At 68.5% G+C, this 16,184-nt stretch carries 17 protein-coding genes; 9 read left to right on the forward strand and 8 right to left on the reverse strand.

Going from position 1 to position 16,184, the window contains the following annotated elements; genetic code table 11:
- The first annotated feature begins 59 nt into the window (after positions 1 to 59).
- A complete protein-coding gene (locus OHZ10_RS26030; RefSeq protein ID WP_059240664.1) occupies positions 60 to 1,208 on the forward strand; it encodes an epoxide hydrolase family protein in 1,149 nt (382 codons plus the stop codon).
- A 93-nt stretch (positions 1,209 to 1,301) separates the two neighbouring features.
- Here OHZ10_RS26030 and OHZ10_RS26035 read toward each other — a convergent pair whose 3' ends face one another.
- Positions 1,302 to 1,793: a 2,4'-dihydroxyacetophenone dioxygenase family protein gene (locus OHZ10_RS26035; protein ID WP_059240663.1), complete on the reverse strand. Its 492-nt coding sequence runs from the start codon at positions 1,791 to 1,793 to the stop codon at positions 1,302 to 1,304.
- Between the two features lie 168 nt (positions 1,794 to 1,961).
- On the opposite strand from OHZ10_RS26035, the gene OHZ10_RS26040 reads away from it, so the two are divergent.
- Genes OHZ10_RS26040 through OHZ10_RS26050 form a run of 3 tightly spaced genes read left to right on the forward strand, consistent with a single transcriptional unit; the run spans position 1,962 to position 4,064 of the window.
- Positions 1,962 to 2,432 carry a MarR family winged helix-turn-helix transcriptional regulator gene (locus tag OHZ10_RS26040; protein WP_059240662.1) on the forward strand — a complete coding sequence of 157 codons (471 nt, stop codon included), beginning with the start codon at positions 1,962 to 1,964 and terminating at the stop codon, positions 2,430 to 2,432.
- A 37-nt stretch (positions 2,433 to 2,469) separates the two neighbouring features.
- Positions 2,470 to 2,811, forward strand: coding sequence for a hypothetical protein (locus OHZ10_RS26045; protein WP_174992236.1), 342 nt, complete (start codon positions 2,470 to 2,472; stop codon positions 2,809 to 2,811).
- Positions 2,808 to 4,064, forward strand: a complete 1,257-nt coding sequence (locus tag OHZ10_RS26050) for an MFS transporter (RefSeq protein WP_340625003.1) — start codon at positions 2,808 to 2,810, stop codon at positions 4,062 to 4,064. The genes OHZ10_RS26045 and OHZ10_RS26050 overlap by 4 nt, the downstream gene beginning before the upstream one ends.
- Positions 4,065 to 4,190: 126 nt before the next feature.
- Here the strand turns inward: OHZ10_RS26050 and OHZ10_RS26055 are convergent, their stop codons facing one another.
- Entirely contained in the window at positions 4,191 to 5,141 is a 951-nt protein-coding gene (locus OHZ10_RS26055) for a LysR family transcriptional regulator (RefSeq protein WP_256086430.1), read from the reverse strand.
- Between the two features lie 105 nt (positions 5,142 to 5,246).
- Between OHZ10_RS26055 and OHZ10_RS26060 the strand changes: the two genes are divergently transcribed.
- Together OHZ10_RS26060 and OHZ10_RS26065 are read left to right on the forward strand one after the other, a co-directional pair.
- On the forward strand, positions 5,247 to 6,602 hold the full coding sequence (locus OHZ10_RS26060) for an aspartate aminotransferase family protein (RefSeq protein ID WP_059240999.1): 1,356 nt from the start codon (positions 5,247 to 5,249) through the stop codon (positions 6,600 to 6,602).
- Between the two features lie 47 nt (positions 6,603 to 6,649).
- Positions 6,650 to 8,167 (forward strand): CoA-acylating methylmalonate-semialdehyde dehydrogenase, encoded by a 1,518-nt coding sequence (locus OHZ10_RS26065; RefSeq protein WP_059240658.1) that lies wholly within the window; start codon positions 6,650 to 6,652, stop codon positions 8,165 to 8,167.
- A 119-nt stretch (positions 8,168 to 8,286) separates the two neighbouring features.
- Here the strand turns inward: OHZ10_RS26065 and OHZ10_RS26070 are convergent, their stop codons facing one another.
- The 4 genes from OHZ10_RS26070 to OHZ10_RS26085 all read right to left on the reverse strand — a co-directional run bounded on the left by OHZ10_RS26070 (position 8,287) and on the right by OHZ10_RS26085 (position 11,963).
- Positions 8,287 to 8,661: a COG4315 family predicted lipoprotein gene (locus OHZ10_RS26070; RefSeq protein WP_059240657.1), complete on the reverse strand. Its 375-nt coding sequence runs from the start codon at positions 8,659 to 8,661 to the stop codon at positions 8,287 to 8,289.
- A gap of 289 nt (positions 8,662 to 8,950) precedes the next feature.
- Positions 8,951 to 9,883 (reverse strand): DMT family transporter, encoded by a 933-nt coding sequence (locus tag OHZ10_RS26075; protein WP_059240656.1) that lies wholly within the window; start codon positions 9,881 to 9,883, stop codon positions 8,951 to 8,953.
- 110 nt (positions 9,884 to 9,993) lie between these two features.
- Positions 9,994 to 10,926 carry an AEC family transporter gene (locus OHZ10_RS26080; protein ID WP_196486624.1) on the reverse strand — a complete coding sequence of 311 codons (933 nt, stop codon included), beginning with the start codon at positions 10,924 to 10,926 and terminating at the stop codon, positions 9,994 to 9,996.
- Positions 10,927 to 11,078: 152 nt separating this feature from the next.
- Positions 11,079 to 11,963, reverse strand: coding sequence for a LysR substrate-binding domain-containing protein (locus OHZ10_RS26085; protein ID WP_059240654.1), 885 nt, complete (start codon positions 11,961 to 11,963; stop codon positions 11,079 to 11,081).
- 290 nt (positions 11,964 to 12,253) lie between these two features.
- Here OHZ10_RS26085 and OHZ10_RS26090 point away from each other — a divergent pair, with 290 nt between their 5' ends.
- Entirely contained in the window at positions 12,254 to 12,631 is a 378-nt protein-coding gene (locus OHZ10_RS26090) for a nuclear transport factor 2 family protein (RefSeq protein ID WP_174992234.1), read from the forward strand.
- 7 nt (positions 12,632 to 12,638) lie between these two features.
- On the opposite strand, the gene OHZ10_RS26095 is transcribed toward OHZ10_RS26090, so the two are convergent.
- Complete coding sequence (locus OHZ10_RS26095; RefSeq protein WP_174992233.1) at positions 12,639 to 13,574, reverse strand: helix-turn-helix domain-containing protein; 936 nt, start codon at positions 13,572 to 13,574, stop codon at positions 12,639 to 12,641.
- A 219-nt stretch (positions 13,575 to 13,793) separates the two neighbouring features.
- On the opposite strand from OHZ10_RS26095, the gene OHZ10_RS26100 reads away from it, so the two are divergent.
- Positions 13,794 to 15,101, forward strand: coding sequence for a cytochrome P450 (locus OHZ10_RS26100; RefSeq protein ID WP_342705990.1), 1,308 nt, complete (start codon positions 13,794 to 13,796; stop codon positions 15,099 to 15,101).
- A 188-nt stretch (positions 15,102 to 15,289) separates the two neighbouring features.
- Complete coding sequence (locus OHZ10_RS26105; protein WP_059240997.1) at positions 15,290 to 15,595, forward strand: hypothetical protein; 306 nt, start codon at positions 15,290 to 15,292, stop codon at positions 15,593 to 15,595.
- 72 nt (positions 15,596 to 15,667) lie between these two features.
- Here the strand turns inward: OHZ10_RS26105 and OHZ10_RS26110 are convergent, their stop codons facing one another.
- Positions 15,668 to 16,051 (reverse strand): hypothetical protein, encoded by a 384-nt coding sequence (locus OHZ10_RS26110; RefSeq protein WP_059240651.1) that lies wholly within the window; start codon positions 16,049 to 16,051, stop codon positions 15,668 to 15,670.
- Positions 16,052 to 16,184 lie beyond the last annotated feature (133 nt).

Here is a 16,184-nt window from a genome sequence, read left to right on the forward strand (position 1 = left end):
CGCCAGCGCGGGGCGGAAAAATCGAGCAGAATCCCCGGCATGCTTCCCGAGGAGACACCATGCACGCCACGCCGTTCGACATTGCGATACCCGATCACGCGCTAGACGACCTGCGCCGGCGCTTGCGCGACCGTCGCCCGCCGACGCTGACACCCGCTGAGCCGTGGCAGCAGGGGGTGGACGGCGCGTGGCTGCGCGAACTGGTTGCGTACTGGGCCGAGCGATTCGACTGGCGTGCGGTGGAGCGTGCGCTGAACCGGCTGCCGCAGTTCGTCGCGGATGCAGGCGGGCAGCGCGTGCATTTCATCCATCGGCGCGGGGCGGGACCGAACCCTTATCCGCTTGTCATCACGCACGGCTGGCCGGGCTCCGTGTTCGAATTCGACGCGCTGATCGATCGCCTGTGCGATCCCGCGGCATTCGGCGGCGATCCTGGCGACGCGTTCGACGTCGTCGTGCCGTCATTGCCCGGCTTCCTGTTTTCGCCCGCGCCGGCAGCCCCGGGCATGTCGGCGCTTCAGGTTGCCGACTGCTGGGCGGCGTTGATGTCCGGCCTCGGCTATCGACGCTTCGGCGCGCAAGGCGGCGATCTCGGCGCAGGCGTGTCGATCGCGCTCGGGGTGCGACATGCCGACAGGGTGGACGGCATCCACCTGAATTACCTGCCCGGTAGTTTCGAGCCGCCCGCCGACGCGGCCTTGCCGCTGACCGAGGACGAACGGGCCTTCGTGACGCAGCGCGGCGAGTGGGCCGCGCTGGAAGGCGGATACGCACATGTGCACACGACGAAGCCGCAGACGCTGGCCGTCGCGCTCAACGATTCGCCGGCCGGGCTGGCCGCATGGATCGCCGAGAAATTCCGCGCGTGGAGCGATTGCGACGGCGATGTTGCACGGCGGTTTTCGTTCGACACGCTGCTGACCGGAATCTCGCTCTACTGGTTCACCGGCTGCATCGGTTCGTCAATGCAGATGTATTGGGAGAACCGGCTGCAGCCGATACGCTTCGCGGCCGGGCAACGCATGGCGGTACCCGTCGCGTTCGCGCGCTTTCCGAAGGAAATCAGCCGACCGCCGCGCAGCTGGCTCGAACGCGTGTTCGACGTCGCGCAATGGAGCGACATGCCGGCCGGCGGCCATTTCGCGGCAGTGGAAGAGCCGGACTTGCTGGCCAGCGACATTCGGCGTTTTTTTCGGCGCTTTCGGTGATGCGCGGGACGGCCGGCGCAGCGCATCGGCCGTCATCCGCACCACGGGAAGCGCCGGCGCCACGCGGGTCGTGACGCGACGCAGACGCCTGCGTTACCGCGTGACGAACGGCGCGGCGGCATCCGGCGCCGTCCGCGCATGCTTGCGCTGGCGCAGCAGCGCGACGCGGCAGTTCTCGCGCGCCGTTTCGCGACCCTCATCGTCGAGCAGCACGAGATCGCCGCGCATCACGTTCAGCGTGATCACGTCCTCGCCCGGCGCGCCGAGCGTTTCCGGCGTATGCACCGAGCCGGCCGGTTCGAGCACCGTCGAGCCGGCATGCGCGATCCAGTCGTATTCCCGGTAGCGCCACGCCCCCTGCAGCGTATGGACGAACACCTCGCCGTCGTGACGGTGGCGCGGCAGCGTGCCGCCCGCCGGCATCTTCAGCAGCGCGGTGAGCGTGTCCTCGGCCGCATTGATGTGCAGGTACTTGATCGCGAGCCCCGGCAGATCGGCGCTCATCGGCAGCCACGGCAGCGCATCGCCGGGTAGGCACGAGATCGGCGGCAGGTCGGTGGAGAGCGGGGCGGACGGCTGCGTCATGGCGGAAGGCGGAGCGGAAATGGGGAGCCCGCATTATCGCAGAGCCGGATCGCGCGGCCGAGCGCGCCGGTTCGCATCGGCGCGGGCACCGCCGGCAGCATGATCCTTACAGTCTGAAATGTGCAGTCAAACTGTACAGTTAAACTGTCGATATGCTATCGTGGCGCCATGAACACGCGATCGCCCCCCGCCGAAACGCTCCCCTTGGCCGGTCTCGCCGGCGAACTCCGCATCTCGGTCGGCAAGCTGATGCGACGCATGCGGGAGCAGACCCACCCGGACGACATCACGTCTTCGCAGAAATCGGTGCTGTTGCGGCTCGACCGCGACGGTCCGGCAACCGTGTCGGCGCTCGCACGCGCCGAAAGCGTCCGCCCGCAGTCGATGCGCGTGACGGTCGCGACACTCGAGGCGCTCGGCGCCGTCAGCGGCGCGCCCGATCCGACCGACGGCCGGCAGACGCTGATCGCGCTCACGCCCGGCTTCCGCAAGGTGCTGCAGGCCAATCGCGCGGCCAAGGACGACTGGCTGTTCCGCGCGCTGCACGCACAACTGTCGGCGGCGGAGCAGGCCGAGCTGGCATCGGCCGTGAAGCTGCTGCAGCGGCTCGCCGAATTCCAGGACCCGGCGCGCTCGTGAACCGTATCGATCCGCTCGACGAAAGGGCATCCCGAACATGAACCTCCTGCACCTCGTGTCGTACTTCTTCGGCGGCGCATTCCTCGCGAACGTCGTGCCGCATCTCGTCAGCGGGCTGCGCGGCGAGCCGTTCCAGACGCCGTTCGCGAATCCGCCCGGGCGCGGGCTGTCGTCGTCGGTCGTGAATGTCGTGTGGGGTTTCGTGAATCTCGCGATCGGCTACGTGCTGGTCTGCCGGGTCGGCGCATTCGACCTGAAAACCACTGCCGACGTGGCCCCGCTCGGCCTTGGCGGGCTGGTGCTCGGCCTGTATCTCGCGCGGCACTTCGGCGCGCTGCACGGCGGCAACGATCCGGAGCGGGAACGGGAGCGGCCATGAGCGTGCCGGCGGCGGGCGTGTTCCGCTCACTTCGCAGTTTCAACTATCGCGTGTGGGCGATCGGTTCGCTGGTGTCGAACATCGGCACCTGGGTTCAGCGCACCGCGCAGGACTGGCTCGTTCTCACGCAGCTCACGCATCACGACGCATCGGCCGTCGGCACGGTGATGGCGCTGCAGTTCGGGCCGCAGTTGCTGCTGTTGCCGTGGACCGGCTACGCGGCCGACCGCTTCGACCAGCGCAAGCTGTTGATGGTGACGCAGGGGCTGATGGGCGTGCTGGCGCTGTTACTCGGCGCGCTGACCGTCGCGGGCGTCGCACAGCTCGAACACGTGTACGTGTTCGCGTTCCTGTTCGGCTGCGCGTCGGCGTTCGATGCGCCGGTGCGGCAGACCTTCGTCGCGGAACTGGTCGGCGACCGCGAACTCGCGAACGCGGTCGCGCTCAATTCGACGTCGTTCAACGCTGCGCGGATGATCGGCCCGGCGGCAGCCGGGTTCATGATCGCGTCGGTCGGCACCGGCTGGGCGTTTGTCGCCAACGGGCTCAGCTTCTTCGCGGTGCTGGCGTCGCTGCTGCTGCTCCGCGAGGACGAACTGCGCGCGAACCTGCGCGCGGGCCGCTCGCGCGGCGGCCTGCTCGACGGGTTCCGCTACGTGTGGCGGCGCGACGACCTGAAGGCGATCCTCGTGATGCTGTTCCTGATCGGCACGTTCGGGCTCAATTTCCAGCTGTTCATCTCGACGATGGCGGCCAGCGTGTTTCACGTCGATGCGCGCGGTTTCGGCGTGCTGTCGTCGCTGATGGCGGTCGGCACGGTGTCGGGCGCGCTGCTCGCCGCACGCCGCGAGCAGCCGCGCTTCCGCCATCTGTGGTTCGGCGCGGCGCTGTTCGGGCTCGGCTGCACGCTCGCCGCGCTGGCGCCGGGCTACTGGCTGTTCGGGGCCGCGCTCGTGCTGACCGGGATCGCCGCGATCACCTTCATGAACTCGACCAACAGCCTGATGCAGCTGTCCACCGAACCGGAGATGCGCGGCCGCGTGATGGCGCTGCGCCTCGCGGTCGCGCTCGGCGGCACGCCGATCGGCGCACCGGTCGCGGGCTGGGTCGCAAACCATCTCGGCCCGCGCTGGGCGCTCGGCGTCGGTGCCGCGTCCGGTTTCGCCGCGGCGCTCGTCGCGACACATTTCGTGAAGCGCACCCGTGCGCAAGCACGGGCCGACGGCGCGCTCGACCGGTTCGACGGCGTGTGACCGGGTGTCAGGGTGTCCGGGCACGGCACCGCGAGGGGCCGCCGCCGCGCTGCGCAGTCCGTTGACGACCGGTCGCGCGATGGCGTACAGCGAAGGGCCGGGAGCCCGATTCGTCGCGTGAATCGTCTACGCCGCCGGCCGCGCCGCCGCATGCGCGGCTTCGAGACACGACTGGAACAGCAGCGCGGCCCGCGACGGCCGCGGCGAGCGCCGCAGCAGGCTCACGAACCGGCACCGGTAATTGAACCGCTGCGGCGCGATCGGCTGCATCAGCCCCTTGTTTTCGAAACTTTCCGCGTAATGGTCGGGCAGGAAGCCGAGATAGCGGCCCGACAGGATCAGCGTCGCGATCGATTCCTGGTCCGACGCGGTCGCGCTGCGCGTGAGCTTCGCGCGATGGCTCAACTCCATGTTCGGCGAATGGAAGCCGAGCCCGGCGAACGCGTGGTTGCGGATCGTCGTCCACGTGAGCTTGCCGTGCGGCGCATCGAAGAGCGGATGCTGGCGGCCGCAGTAGAGCAGCATCCGTTCGTCGAACAGGTCCGCATACTCGAGGCTGCCCGAGTTGCGGTGCGCGGGAATGATCCCGACCTGGTAACTGCCGTCGATGATGCCGCGCTCGACCTCGTTGATCGACGCGACATGCAGGTTCAGTGCAACGTCGGGCGCTTCGTCGGCGAACTGGCGGATCGCGTCGCCCAGCCGCGCGTTCGCGTTGGTGGCCGTCTTGTCGAACACGGCGATGTGGAGTTCTCCGCCCATCTTGTCGTGAATGCCGTCGATCCTGCTGCGAAATGCCTCCATCGACGCGAGTAGTCGCAACGTTTCCTCGTACACCGTCTGGCCTTCCGGCGTCAGCGTGAAGCCGGCGCGGCCGCGCCGGCACAGCACGAGGCCGAGGCGCGTTTCGAGATCCTTCACGTGCCGGCTGATCGTCGAGATGCCGATATTCAGTTCCAGTTCGGCCGCGGCCATCCCGCCGCACTGCACGACGCCCTTGAAGACCCGCAGCAGGCGGAGATCCATGTCGCTGAGCTGCCCGAGCAGCGCGCGGCTCTTCGGTTTCTTTGCTTGCATAGTTGAGCAAGTGAACATTGATATTGCGATATTCAAAAGACTAATTGGCGTCCCGACAATGTGCAACATCAACACAAGGAGGAGGGGCGCGCCGCGCCGACCGACATGACCGACATCACCACCGCCCAGCACGACGACACGAACCTCCGCACCGACGCCGCGTGGCTCGACGCGCACTGGATGCCGTTCACGGCCAACCGCCAGTTCAAGGCCGATCCGCGCATGATCGTGTCGGGCCAGGGCGCGTATTACACGGATGGCGAAGGCCGCAAGATTTTCGACGGCCTGTCGGGCCTCTGGTGCACGGGCCTCGGTCATGGCCGCACGGAAATCGTCGAAGCCGTGAGCCGCCAGGTTGCTCAGCTCGACTACGCACCGGCATTCCAGTTCGGCCATCCGAAATCGTTCGAACTGGCGAACAAGATCAAGGAGCTGACGCCGGCCGGCCTCGACTACGTGTTCTTCACGGGCTCGGGTTCGGAAGCGGCCGACACGTCGCTGAAGCTGGCCCGCGCGTACTGGCGTGCGAAGGGCAAGGGCACGAAGACGCGCCTGATCGGCCGCGAGAAGGGCTACCACGGCGTGAACTTCGGCGGCATCTCGGTTGGCGGGATCGGGCCGAATCGCAAGCTGTTCGGCCAGGGCCTCGACGCCGATTTCCTGCCGCACACGCAGCTCGCCGAGAACAAGTTCTCGCGCGGGATGCCCGAGCACGGCGCCGAGCTGGCCGACCGCCTGCTCGAGCTGATCGCGCTGCATGACGCATCGAACATCGCGGCCGTGATCGTCGAGCCGTTCTCCGGCTCGGCGGGCGTGGTCGTGCCGCCGAAGGGCTACCTGAAGCGCCTGCGCGACATCTGTACCGCGCACGACATCCTGCTGATTTTCGACGAGGTCATCACGGCCTTCGGCCGCGCCGGCGCGATGACGGGCGCCGACGCGTTCGGCGTGGTGCCGGACATCATGAACTTCGCGAAGCAGGTGACGAACGGCGTGCAGCCGCTCGGCGGCGTGATCGCGACGAAGGAGATCTACGACACGTTCATGGCCGCAGGCGGCCCCGAGTACATGCTCGAGTTCCCGCACGGCTACACGTATTCGGCGCACCCGGTGGCGTGCGCGGCCGGCGTCGCGGCGCTCGACCTGCTGGTGAAGGAAGACGCGGTGGCCCGCGTGCGCGATCTCGCGCCGCATTTCGAGGCGGCCGTGCACGGTCTGAAGGGCCAGCGCCACATCGCGGACATCCGCAACTACGGGCTGGCTGCCGGCCTGACGATCGCGGCGCTGCCGGGCGAACCGGCGCGGCGCCCGTACGAGATCGCGATGCGCTGCTGGGCGAAGGGTTTCTACGTGCGCTACGGCGGCGACACGATCCAGCTCGCGCCGCCGTTCATCGCCGAGAAGCGCGAGATCGACAACCTGGTCAACGCGCTGTCCGACGCACTGAACGAAGTGGACTGAGCCGCAGCGCGCCCCGCGATAACCGAATTCACGAAAGAGCCTCAACGATGAAACACGACAGCAATGTGACCTCCACCATCGGCCACCTGATCGACGGCAAGCGCGTCGACGGCGGCAGCCGCGTCCAGCCGGTGTTCGACCCGGCCACCGGCGAATCCAACAAAAGCGTCGCGCTTGCCGACCAGCTGACCGTCGAAGCCGCGATCGCGTCCGCGCAGGCCGCGTTCCCGGCGTGGCGCAACACGCCGCCGCTGAAGCGCGCCCGCGTGATGAGCCGCTTCAAGACGCTGCTCGAGGAGCACGCCGACGAGCTGTGCGCGCTGATCACCGCCGAGCACGGCAAGGTGCTCGCCGATGCAATGGGCGAACTGCAGCGCGGGATCGAGAACGTCGAATACGCGACCTACGTGCCCGAGCTGCTGAAGGGCGAGCACAGCAAGAACGTCGGCCCCGCGATCGATTCGTGGAGCGAATTCCAGGCACTCGGTGTCGTCTCCGGCATCACGCCGTTCAACTTCCCGGTGATGGTGCCGCTGTGGATGTGGCCGATGGCCGTCGCCTGCGGCAACACGTTCGTGCTGAAGCCGTCCGAGCGCACGCCGTCGTCGACGCTGCGCATGGCCGAGCTCGCGCTCGAAGCCGGCCTGCCGCCGGGCGTGCTGAACGTCGTGAACGGCGACAAGGAAGCGGTCGACACGATCCTGACCGACCCGCGCGTGAAGGCGGTGAGCTTCGTCGGCTCGACGCCGATCGCCGAATACATCTACTCGACCGGCTGCGCGCACGGCAAGCGCGTGCAGGCGCTCGGCGGCGCGAAGAACTTCGCGGTCGTGATGCCGGACGCCGACATCGGCAATGCGGTGAACGCGCTGATGGGCGCCGCGTACGGTTCGTGCGGCGAGCGCTGCATGGCGATTCCGCTGGTCGTCGCGATCGGCGACGAGACGGGCGACAAGGTCGTCGCGGGGCTGAAGGCCGAGATCGAGAAGATGAAGGTCGGCCCGGGCAACGGCGCGGGCGTCGACATGGGCCCGCTCGTCACGCAGCAGCATTTCGAGAAGGTGACGGGTTTCGTCGAAGCGGGCGTGGAAGCCGGTGCGACGCTGGTCGTCGACGGCCGCAGCGTGAAGGTCGACGGCCACGACGGCGGCTACTACCTCGGCCCGTGCCTGTTCGACAACGTGAAGCCCGGCATGCCGATCTACCAGCACGAGATCTTCGGGCCCGTGCTCGGCGTAATCCGCCTGAAGTCGCTCGACGAGGCGATGGCGCTGATCGATGCGCACGAGTACGGCAACGGCACGTGCCTGTTCACGCGCGACGGCGAGGCCGCACGCTACTTCGGCGACAACATCCAGATCGGCATGGTCGGCATCAACGTGCCGCTGCCGGTGCCGGTCGCGTACCACTCGTTCGGCGGCTGGAAGCGTTCGCTGTTCGGCGATCTGCACGCATACGGCCCGGACGCCGTGCGCTTCTACACGAAGCGCAAGACGATCACGCAGCGCTGGCCGTCGGCCGGCGTGCGCGAAGGCACGGTGTTCAGCTTCCCGTCGAGCCGCTGACGCGCGAGCCGGCTGCGTGCAGCCGGCCGGACGTGCCAAGCCGCAAAGGCCCGCTTCGATCGACGATCGGGGCGGGCTTTTTCATGTCTGCCCGGACAGGGCGGAAGGCAGCAGGACGCTTACGGTGCCGCAACGTGCCACATGTTCTTGAAGTTGTCGCCGTTGCGGTCGCCCTGTTTCATGTCCTTCGAGAAGAAGTACAGCGGCTTGCCCTTGTAGGCCCATTGCGGGCTGCCGTCGTCGCGCTTGACGATCGTGTAGGGGCCGACCGGGACGTCGGTCGCGCTGGCCTTGTACGGCGGCCAGAAGGATTCGCACTGGCCCGTGCAGGCGCTGGTGCCGGCGTTGGGCTTGTCGTGGTCGAACGTGTAGACGGTCATCCCGTTTGCGGCGACGAGCGCGCCGTTTTCTTCCTTCGTGATGGAACCCTGGGCCATCGCCGAAGCGGATGCAATGGCGAGCAGAGCGGAGCTGACGAGCAGCACGGCTTTCATGTGTGCCTCCTGGTTATCCGGTGGGCGGTGCGATCGTGTGCACGGGCGAGCATGCGCAGGGATCGCGATGAATGGTGCCGGAACGCGATGTCGTTGCCGCCCGTGCGAGCGACGCGGGGCCGAAGGGCGGCAAACGGGGCGCCTTCTTCACGATAGGCGGTTTTGGGCGGGGCTGCGAGAAGATCGGGGGGCGTATCGGCCGAAGCGTATGCGTCACACAACGGCGTTGCGATCGCCGCCGAGCCGGTATTCGGCGTCCGTCCCCGTACGCAGGATGTGCGCCGGTGCGTCAGCGTTTCGCGCGATTGGTCAGCGCGACGCCTGCGATCACGAGCGCGCCGCCGGCCAGCATCGACGGCGACAGCGGTTCGCCGAGCAGCGCGACCGACAGCAGCACGCCGAACACGGGCACCAGGTTGGTGAACACGGCGGCGCGGGCCGGCCCGAGTTCGCGGATCCCCTGCGAATACCAGACGAACGCGACCACCGTGCCGATGGCGCCGAGGTAGAGCATCGACGCGATGGCCTGCCACGTCAGCGGCGTGCCGCCGTTCGCAGACGGGCTGAACAGGTGCGTGACGATCAGCAGCGCGAGGCCCCACAGTGCCGCGTACGTCGTGGCCGCGAGCGGCGACAGCCCGTCGAGCGCGCGCCGGCCGATTACCGTATAGGCGGCCCAGCTCAGCACCGCGCACAGCATGAAACGTTCACCGGCGCCGAACGTGTTGCCGAGATCGGTCAGTACGCGCAGCAGATCGCCGCGGCTGATCACGACGAGCGCACCGAACAGCGCGACGACGATGCCGGCCCAGCGCGACAACGACAGGCGCTCGCGCGCGACGACCGACAGCAGCACGGCCGTGGCGACCGGATTCAGCGCGACGAACAGCGCGGTGCGGCCGGCCGGCATCCGCGCGAGCGCTGCGAAGAAGCAGACGTTGTACAGGAAGATGCCGGTCGCGCCGAGGCCGAAGGTCGTCACGATCTGGCGGCCACTCAGTTTCGGCAGCCCGCCTTCGATTTTCCACGTCAGGACGACCAGCAGCAGCGCGGCGATCGCGAAGCGGCCGGTCGCCGCCGAGGTCGCGGACATCGTTGCGGCGAGGATCCGGCCCGCGATGAACGTCCCGCCCCAGAACAGCGCGACGAGCGTGAGCTTGACGTAGATGGCCGCGTGCGGCCGGGTGGCGACGACGCGGGCGGGCGGGGCGGGAGCGTGCATGGGGCGTGGGTTCTCGAAACGAAAGCGTCTGCGGCCATGCGTACGTGACCGAGCGGCGCGTTGGCCGGCCGGCAGACTGATTCAGGGAGACGGGGCTGCTCGCGGCGCCGTCAGCGAAACGCCGGCGCCGACGCGAGCGCGGTCAGCACGACCGGCATCGCGAAAGCGGCGGCAATCGTCTGGAATGCGGTGATGCCGGCCATCAGCGGCGCATCGCCGCCGAGCTGGCGCGCCATGATGTACGACGCCGACGACGTCGGCAGCGCCTGGAACAGCAGCGCGACCGTCAGCGCCGCATCGCCGAGCCCGAACAGGTGGCCGGCCGCGAGCGTGAGGAGCGGCATCGCCATGAACTTGAACGCCGACGCAACGCACACCGGCTGCAGCCATGCACGCGCCGCATCGAATTTCAGCGCCGCGCCGACGCACATCAGGCCGAGCGGCATCGATGCGGCGCCGAGCGCGCGCACGGCCGGCTCGACGGCAGCCGGGAACGCGACGCCACCGGCCTGCATCGCGATCCCGAGCGCGCATGCGACGACGAGCGGATTCGACAGGATCTGCCGTGCGAGCGCCGCCGCACCGAGCCGCGTGTCGCCGTAGCGCGCGAAGACCAGCACGCACATCAGGTTGACGGTCGGGACGATCGCCGCGACGCACACGGCTGCGAGCGCGATCCCTTTCGCGCCGAGCAGCCCGGCGGCCAGCGCGGTGCCGACGTAGTTGTTGAAGCGCACGGCGCCCTGGAACACCGACGTGAAGCCGGCGCCGTCGACCCGGACGAACGGGCGGACCAGCAGAAGAAGCGCCGCGGCGAGTGCGGTCGAACCGACCAGCGCCGCCGCGAGCGGTAAAACGGGCAGCGATTGCAGCCGCGCATTCGCGAGGCTGTCCGCGAACAGCGCGGGCAGCAGCATGTAGTAGCAGAGCCGCTCGGCGTGCGGCCAGAACGCGTCGGCGATGAAGCCCGTGCGTCGCAGGCCGTGACCGAACGCGACCAGCAGCGCGACCGGCGCGAGCGCGAGCAGGATCGGGCCGATCACCGGCGTACCTTCACACCGATTGGCGGGGAAAGGCGGCGGAACGAAGCGGGAATCCATCCGGCGGGCAACATGGCGACACGCAATCGAAAGAGTGACGATGCCGCCAAGTTAACACGCGCAAGCAACAGGAATAATTGTTAATTATCGGGTGTTCAATGAGAAATTCTCATTGATGACGCAGTGACTTCGGCCGCCAGCGCGCGGGCGAAACGTTCGCCCGGGCGCGACTGGTGTTCGAGCAGCACGACCGCGCGCCCCATCTGCGGCTGGCCGAACGGCAAGCGCGTGACCGGCGGCAGGCGTGCAAGCGTCGCATCGGGGAGCGCGACGATCGCCGCGCCGAGCCCGCGCGCCACCATGCGCGCGATCGTTTCCGCGCTGTCCAGCACCATCTCTTCGCGTACGCGCACGCCAATGCGGCGCAGCTCGGCAGCAATCATCCGGCCGGCCCACGCCTGCGCGTCGAAGCGGATGAACGGCAGCGCGTCGAGCAGCGCGCCCGCGTCGCGTTCCGCATGGTCGGGCGGCGCGAGCAGCCAGAAGCGGTCCTCGTACAGCGTGGTCCACGTCAGTTCGGCCGGATGCGGGCGTACCGGGCGCGTCGTGATCGCCGCGTCGAGCTCGCCGGCCGCAACGCGGTTCGCGAGTTCCGCCGACATGCCGGCCGACACGTGCACGCGCAACGACGGATGCGCCGCACGCAAAGCAAGTAGTGCGTCAGGCAGCGGGCCGGACAGCGCGGTCTGGATCGCACCGATCCGCAGGCGGCCGACGAGCTTTTTCTCGTCGCTGAGCGCATCGGGAATCCGGTCGACCATCGCGAGCACCTGCTCGGCCTGCGCGAGCAGGATGTTGCCGGCTTCGGTGAGCACCGGCTGCCGGCGCGAACGGTCGAACAACTGCACGTTGTATTCGCTTTCGAGCGTCTTGATCTGCAGGCTCACCGCCGATTGCGTGAGGCCGATGGCTTCGCCGGCGCGCGCGAAGGTCCGGTATCGGGCGATGGCGACCAGCGTTCTGAATGCGCGTAATGACATGGGCGAAGTGGCGTGAGCGGCAGGGCCGGCATGCGGATTGCTCGCGTGACGGGCCGCATGGAGGCGGTGAACCCGGCGAGATGCGCAAGCGGACAATGCAACCGGCCAGTTCGCGGACATCATGCCCGTGGCGTCCGAATCGGGCAACCGCGGCATCGCCGGCGTGCGACGGCCCGGTCGGGTTGCCCGCGGGGACGCTAGTCGGGGCGGTTGCCGCCGGGCGTGTTCCGCCGCACTATCCGAAGCGACGCGAGCGACGCTTGCGCCGATCGTTGAAGGAGGGCCCGACGATGCTGCAGAATCCCGGCGACGTGGCGCGTGCGTGCTACCGCGCATACGCCGACAAGGACCGCGACGCGATTGAAGCGCTGATTGCGCCGGACTTTCATTTCACGAGCCCGCTCGACAACCGGCTCGACCGCGACACTTATTTCGCGCGCTGCTGGCCGAACAGCGCGATGCTCACGTGCTTCGACTTCATCGACGTCGTCGCGCACGGCGAATACGTATTCGTCGTGTACGAGGCCGAAACGCATGGCGGCAAGCGGTTCCGGAATGCGGAGCGGCTGCGTGTCCGCGATGGCCGGATCGTCGAGGCCGAGGTGTATTTCGGCTGGAACGTGCCGCACGATGTGCGTGACGGCACGTTCGTCGAACCACGCGGTTGAGTGCGGGCTACACCCACAACCGGTACATCCAGAACGATTCGTCGTCGATGAAGCGCTGCGTGAATTCGCTCGGCGAGAATCCCGTGATGCGCTTGACCTCGCGGCTCAGGTGCGCCTGGTCGGCGAATCCTTCGTCCAGCGCCAGCGTGGCCCAGTTGAAGGGGGCGCCGGCTTCGAAACGGTCGCGCGCCGCGAAGAATGCGCTTTCCGTCCGGACGAGCGCCTGCCATTCGCGCAGCGATCGACCGCTGTATGTCTTGATGCGCCGTTCGACCTGACGCGGGCTGTGCGTGCCGCGCCATTCGCGCGCCTGCAGCGCGAGGCGCTCGACCCAGCTGCGCCCTGCGTTGCGGAGCGACGACAGCGCTGTCGCAGGCCGCAGCGCCTGCCAGCGAGGCGCCAGATGGCGATCGATCGTGGCCAGCACGTCGGCGTCGCGATCCACGCCGATCAGGGCATCGAGCAGCGGATGCCAGTCGTGGCCGAGGCACGCGTGCGCGTCGAGAACGCGGTCGTGGATGTCCGGCAGCGCGATGCCGAACAACGTCCGCGCGGCATCGGCGGTGAAACAGATCATGCCGATCAGCCCGCCCGTCGGCGCCCACGCGACGGTGGGGGCCGAATGGCTGCCCGACAGCGTCGCCGTCGCGCCGAAGGGGCGCCATTGCGAGCCGTCGGGCGAGGGTTCGATGAAGCCCACGTCGAGATCCCGGTACCAGGACACGCAGACGAGCGGTGTGGCCGGAAAGTGCGAAAGCCGTTGCGCGTCGCTCAATGCGACGCCGCGCGTGTCGCACAGGACGATCGCGACCACCGCGCCCTGCAGCGCGGCCGGTGCGGGATGCAGCCGCGCATGCGGCGACCGCCCGCCGCCCGCCACGCGGGGCGCGCGTGCAAGCGGATCGGGACATGACAGCGGAATCGATGGCGGACCGGAGAACATGACGCCGCAGTATAGGGACCGGTCCGGCGCGTGTCGATGTCGTTTGCGTTCAAGACTAGCGGCGCGCCGATGGGGAGAATCCGGCACATGAACACACGATCCTCTTCCCAATGTCCATTCCACGCGGGCACGGCTGCGCCGGCGCCCGTGCTACATCCACCCGGCGTATGGCCGCCGGGGCCACCCGCCGGCCTGACGGGGTGGGGGGTGCTGCGAACGATGTCGCGCGACCTGATCGGCACGCTTGGCGGCTGGCAGCGCACCTACGGCGACGTCGTGCACTTGCGCGTGTGGCCCGAGCATGCCGTGGCCGTGACCGATCCGGCGCTCGTGCGCGAGTTGCTGGTCACGCATCACGATGCGCTCGGGCGCTGGGAGCGCGCCACCCGCGTCTTCGCGCAGGTCCACGGCCAAAGCGTGCTGGTCGCGGAAGGCGAGGCGTGGCGCGACAAGCGGCAGGCGCTGCAGCCGAATTTCATGCCGAAGCCGGTTCAGGCGTTCGTTCCGGCGATCGCGGCCACGGCCGGTCATGCTCTCGCGCAATGGCCCGCGCGCGATCCGGACTGGCCGATCGAAAGCGCGCTGACGTCGCTGGCGATGGACGTGATCATGCGCACGATGTTCTCCGATACGATCGGCGACGATGCGCGCGCAGCCGAGGAGGCGGTGCGCGCGGTGAGCGCCGCGGCCAACGCGGCGTTCTACCAGCCGGTGAACACGCCGAACTGGGTGCCGTGGAAGCACCGCACGGCACGCGCGATGGCGGTGCTCAAACGGCTGATCGACCGGCAACTGCACGCGCGCCTCGACCGGTCCGAGCATGCCTGGCCCGACGATCTGCTGTCGCGCCTGTTGCGGCTGCATCGGGCGGATGCGCGGAAATGGCCGCTGCAGGCCGTGCACGACGAATGCGTGACGGCGTTCCTGGCCGGCCACGAGACGACGGCCGGGGCGCTGACCTGGTGGGCTTGGTGCATGGCCGCGAATCCGGCCGTGCAAGCCGCCGCGCGCGACGAGGTGTCCCGCGTGCTGGGCGGCCGCGCGCCGTCCGCGGAGACGCGCTCGTCGTTGCGCTACCTGTCGCAGACACTCGACGAAACGCTGCGTCTGTATCCGTCCGCGCCGATCCTGATCAGCCGTCGCGCATCGCGGCCGATCGCGCTGGGCGCGTGGCAGTTTCCCGCGCGCACGCTGTTCATGCTGCCGCTGCAACTGATGCAGCGCGATCCGCGATGGTTCCCGGAGCCCGGTACCTTCCGCCCGGAGCGCTTCGCCGACGATGCGCCGGCGCTGCCGCGCGGCGCGTACATGCCGTTCGGCACCGGCCCGCGCGTGTGCCTCGGGCAGCATCTGGCGATGACGGAGATGACGGTTGTGGCCGCAATGGTTCTGCAGCGCTACGTGTTGTCGGTGCCGCCCGGCATGGCGCCGCCGCGCGAAGTGCTGAACGTGACGCTGCGGCCGCAGCAGTCGTTGCATCTGGCGATCGCGCCGCCGGAGCTGGCGGCCGATGCGATCTCCAAATGATGGAGGCATGAAAAGTCGATTCGACCCGGCCTGCACCGCGCGAGCGATTGCCGTTCGCGCGATGCGGTGTCATCGAATCGTCGGAATGTGAATGCGTGCCGGCAACGGCTTTCGGTCCCACTGGCGCGGCGTCGCGCAGCACCTATGCTTGAAGGGCCCACGCCGGGCGGAGCCCAAGGAGGATGGTCATGCGCATGCTTCTCAACATACGAATCCCTCACGAACCGTTCAACACGCTCGTGCGCGACGGCAGCGTCGGCGACGTGATCTCTCGAATACTCGAAGCGGTCAAGCCGGAGGCCGTGTATTTCACGGAGCAGAGCGGCCACCGCGGCGCGGTCGTGATCGTCAATCTGGATGACCCGTCGCAGATCCCGGCGCTCGCGGAACCGTGGTTCCTGATGTTGAATGCGGACTGCGAGTTCCGCGTGGTGATGCTGCCGGACGATCTCCGCAACGCGGGGCTCGCGCAACTCGGCGCGAAGTGGAAGTAACAGGACGCCGCGCATGACCGTGCCCCTGCCCGCAAACCGGGCGGGCGGCATGGCGCGGCGTTCGCGCGCCGGCTAGCGCGCAGACTGCGAGGGCTCGACGTTTGCCGCTTGCCTGTCTTTCGGCCGCAGCAGCAACAGCAGCCCGCTCAGCGCAGCCGCGCCGAGGAAAACGAAGAAACACCGCTCGTTCCACGTCGTCAGGCCGTCGGACGCCACGCCGCCTGCGTTTCCGGCCGTGGCGCCGGCTTCCAGCAGGAACGTGAAGACCGCCGGTACCGGCGCGGAGCCCAGGTAGGCCAGGAACGCGACCTGCAATCGGCCGCGCGTCAGGATCGACCAGACGTCCTTGCCCATCAGACAGGCGACCAGCACCACGGGCGGCACGAGCACGATCGATGCGGCGCTGATCGCGCACAGAAACAGCCAGCCGATGCCTATGAGCGGAATGAGTGACATGGGTCGGGATTCCTGTTTTCGGGCAATCGTGTTGTCGACCGGGTATCCGCACCGGCACCGGCACCGGCAGGGTACGCGGCGCTTGACGGATAGTGCCCGATTTCGCGCCCGTTGCCATCCGTCCTGATCGGGC

Source organism: Burkholderia arboris, assembly GCF_038723655.1.
In the GTDB taxonomy this organism is placed as follows: domain Bacteria; phylum Pseudomonadota; class Gammaproteobacteria; order Burkholderiales; family Burkholderiaceae; genus Burkholderia; species Burkholderia arboris.

Coding starts and splice junctions, on each gene's coding strand:
- OHZ10_RS26030 (WP_059240664.1), top strand. CDS start 60: ATGCACGCCACGCCGTTCGACATTGCGATACCCGATCACGCGCTAGAC.
- OHZ10_RS26035 (WP_059240663.1), bottom strand. CDS start 1,793: ATGACGCAGCCGTCCGCCCCGCTCTCCACCGACCTGCCGCCGATCTCG.
- OHZ10_RS26040 (WP_059240662.1), top strand. CDS start 1,962: ATGAACACGCGATCGCCCCCCGCCGAAACGCTCCCCTTGGCCGGTCTC.
- OHZ10_RS26045 (WP_174992236.1), top strand. CDS start 2,470: ATGAACCTCCTGCACCTCGTGTCGTACTTCTTCGGCGGCGCATTCCTC.
- OHZ10_RS26050 (WP_340625003.1), top strand. CDS start 2,808: ATGAGCGTGCCGGCGGCGGGCGTGTTCCGCTCACTTCGCAGTTTCAAC.
- OHZ10_RS26055 (WP_256086430.1), bottom strand. CDS start 5,141: ATGCAAGCAAAGAAACCGAAGAGCCGCGCGCTGCTCGGGCAGCTCAGC.
- OHZ10_RS26060 (WP_059240999.1), top strand. CDS start 5,247: ATGACCGACATCACCACCGCCCAGCACGACGACACGAACCTCCGCACC.
- OHZ10_RS26065 (WP_059240658.1), top strand. CDS start 6,650: ATGAAACACGACAGCAATGTGACCTCCACCATCGGCCACCTGATCGAC.
- OHZ10_RS26070 (WP_059240657.1), bottom strand. CDS start 8,661: ATGAAAGCCGTGCTGCTCGTCAGCTCCGCTCTGCTCGCCATTGCATCC.
- OHZ10_RS26075 (WP_059240656.1), bottom strand. CDS start 9,883: ATGCACGCTCCCGCCCCGCCCGCCCGCGTCGTCGCCACCCGGCCGCAC.
- OHZ10_RS26085 (WP_059240654.1), bottom strand. CDS start 11,963: ATGTCATTACGCGCATTCAGAACGCTGGTCGCCATCGCCCGATACCGG.
- OHZ10_RS26090 (WP_174992234.1), top strand. CDS start 12,254: ATGCTGCAGAATCCCGGCGACGTGGCGCGTGCGTGCTACCGCGCATAC.
- OHZ10_RS26095 (WP_174992233.1), bottom strand. CDS start 13,574: ATGTTCTCCGGTCCGCCATCGATTCCGCTGTCATGTCCCGATCCGCTT.
- OHZ10_RS26100 (WP_342705990.1), top strand. CDS start 13,794: ATGTCGCGCGACCTGATCGGCACGCTTGGCGGCTGGCAGCGCACCTAC.
- OHZ10_RS26105 (WP_059240997.1), top strand. CDS start 15,290: ATGCGCATGCTTCTCAACATACGAATCCCTCACGAACCGTTCAACACG.
- OHZ10_RS26110 (WP_059240651.1), bottom strand. CDS start 16,051: ATGTCACTCATTCCGCTCATAGGCATCGGCTGGCTGTTTCTGTGCGCG.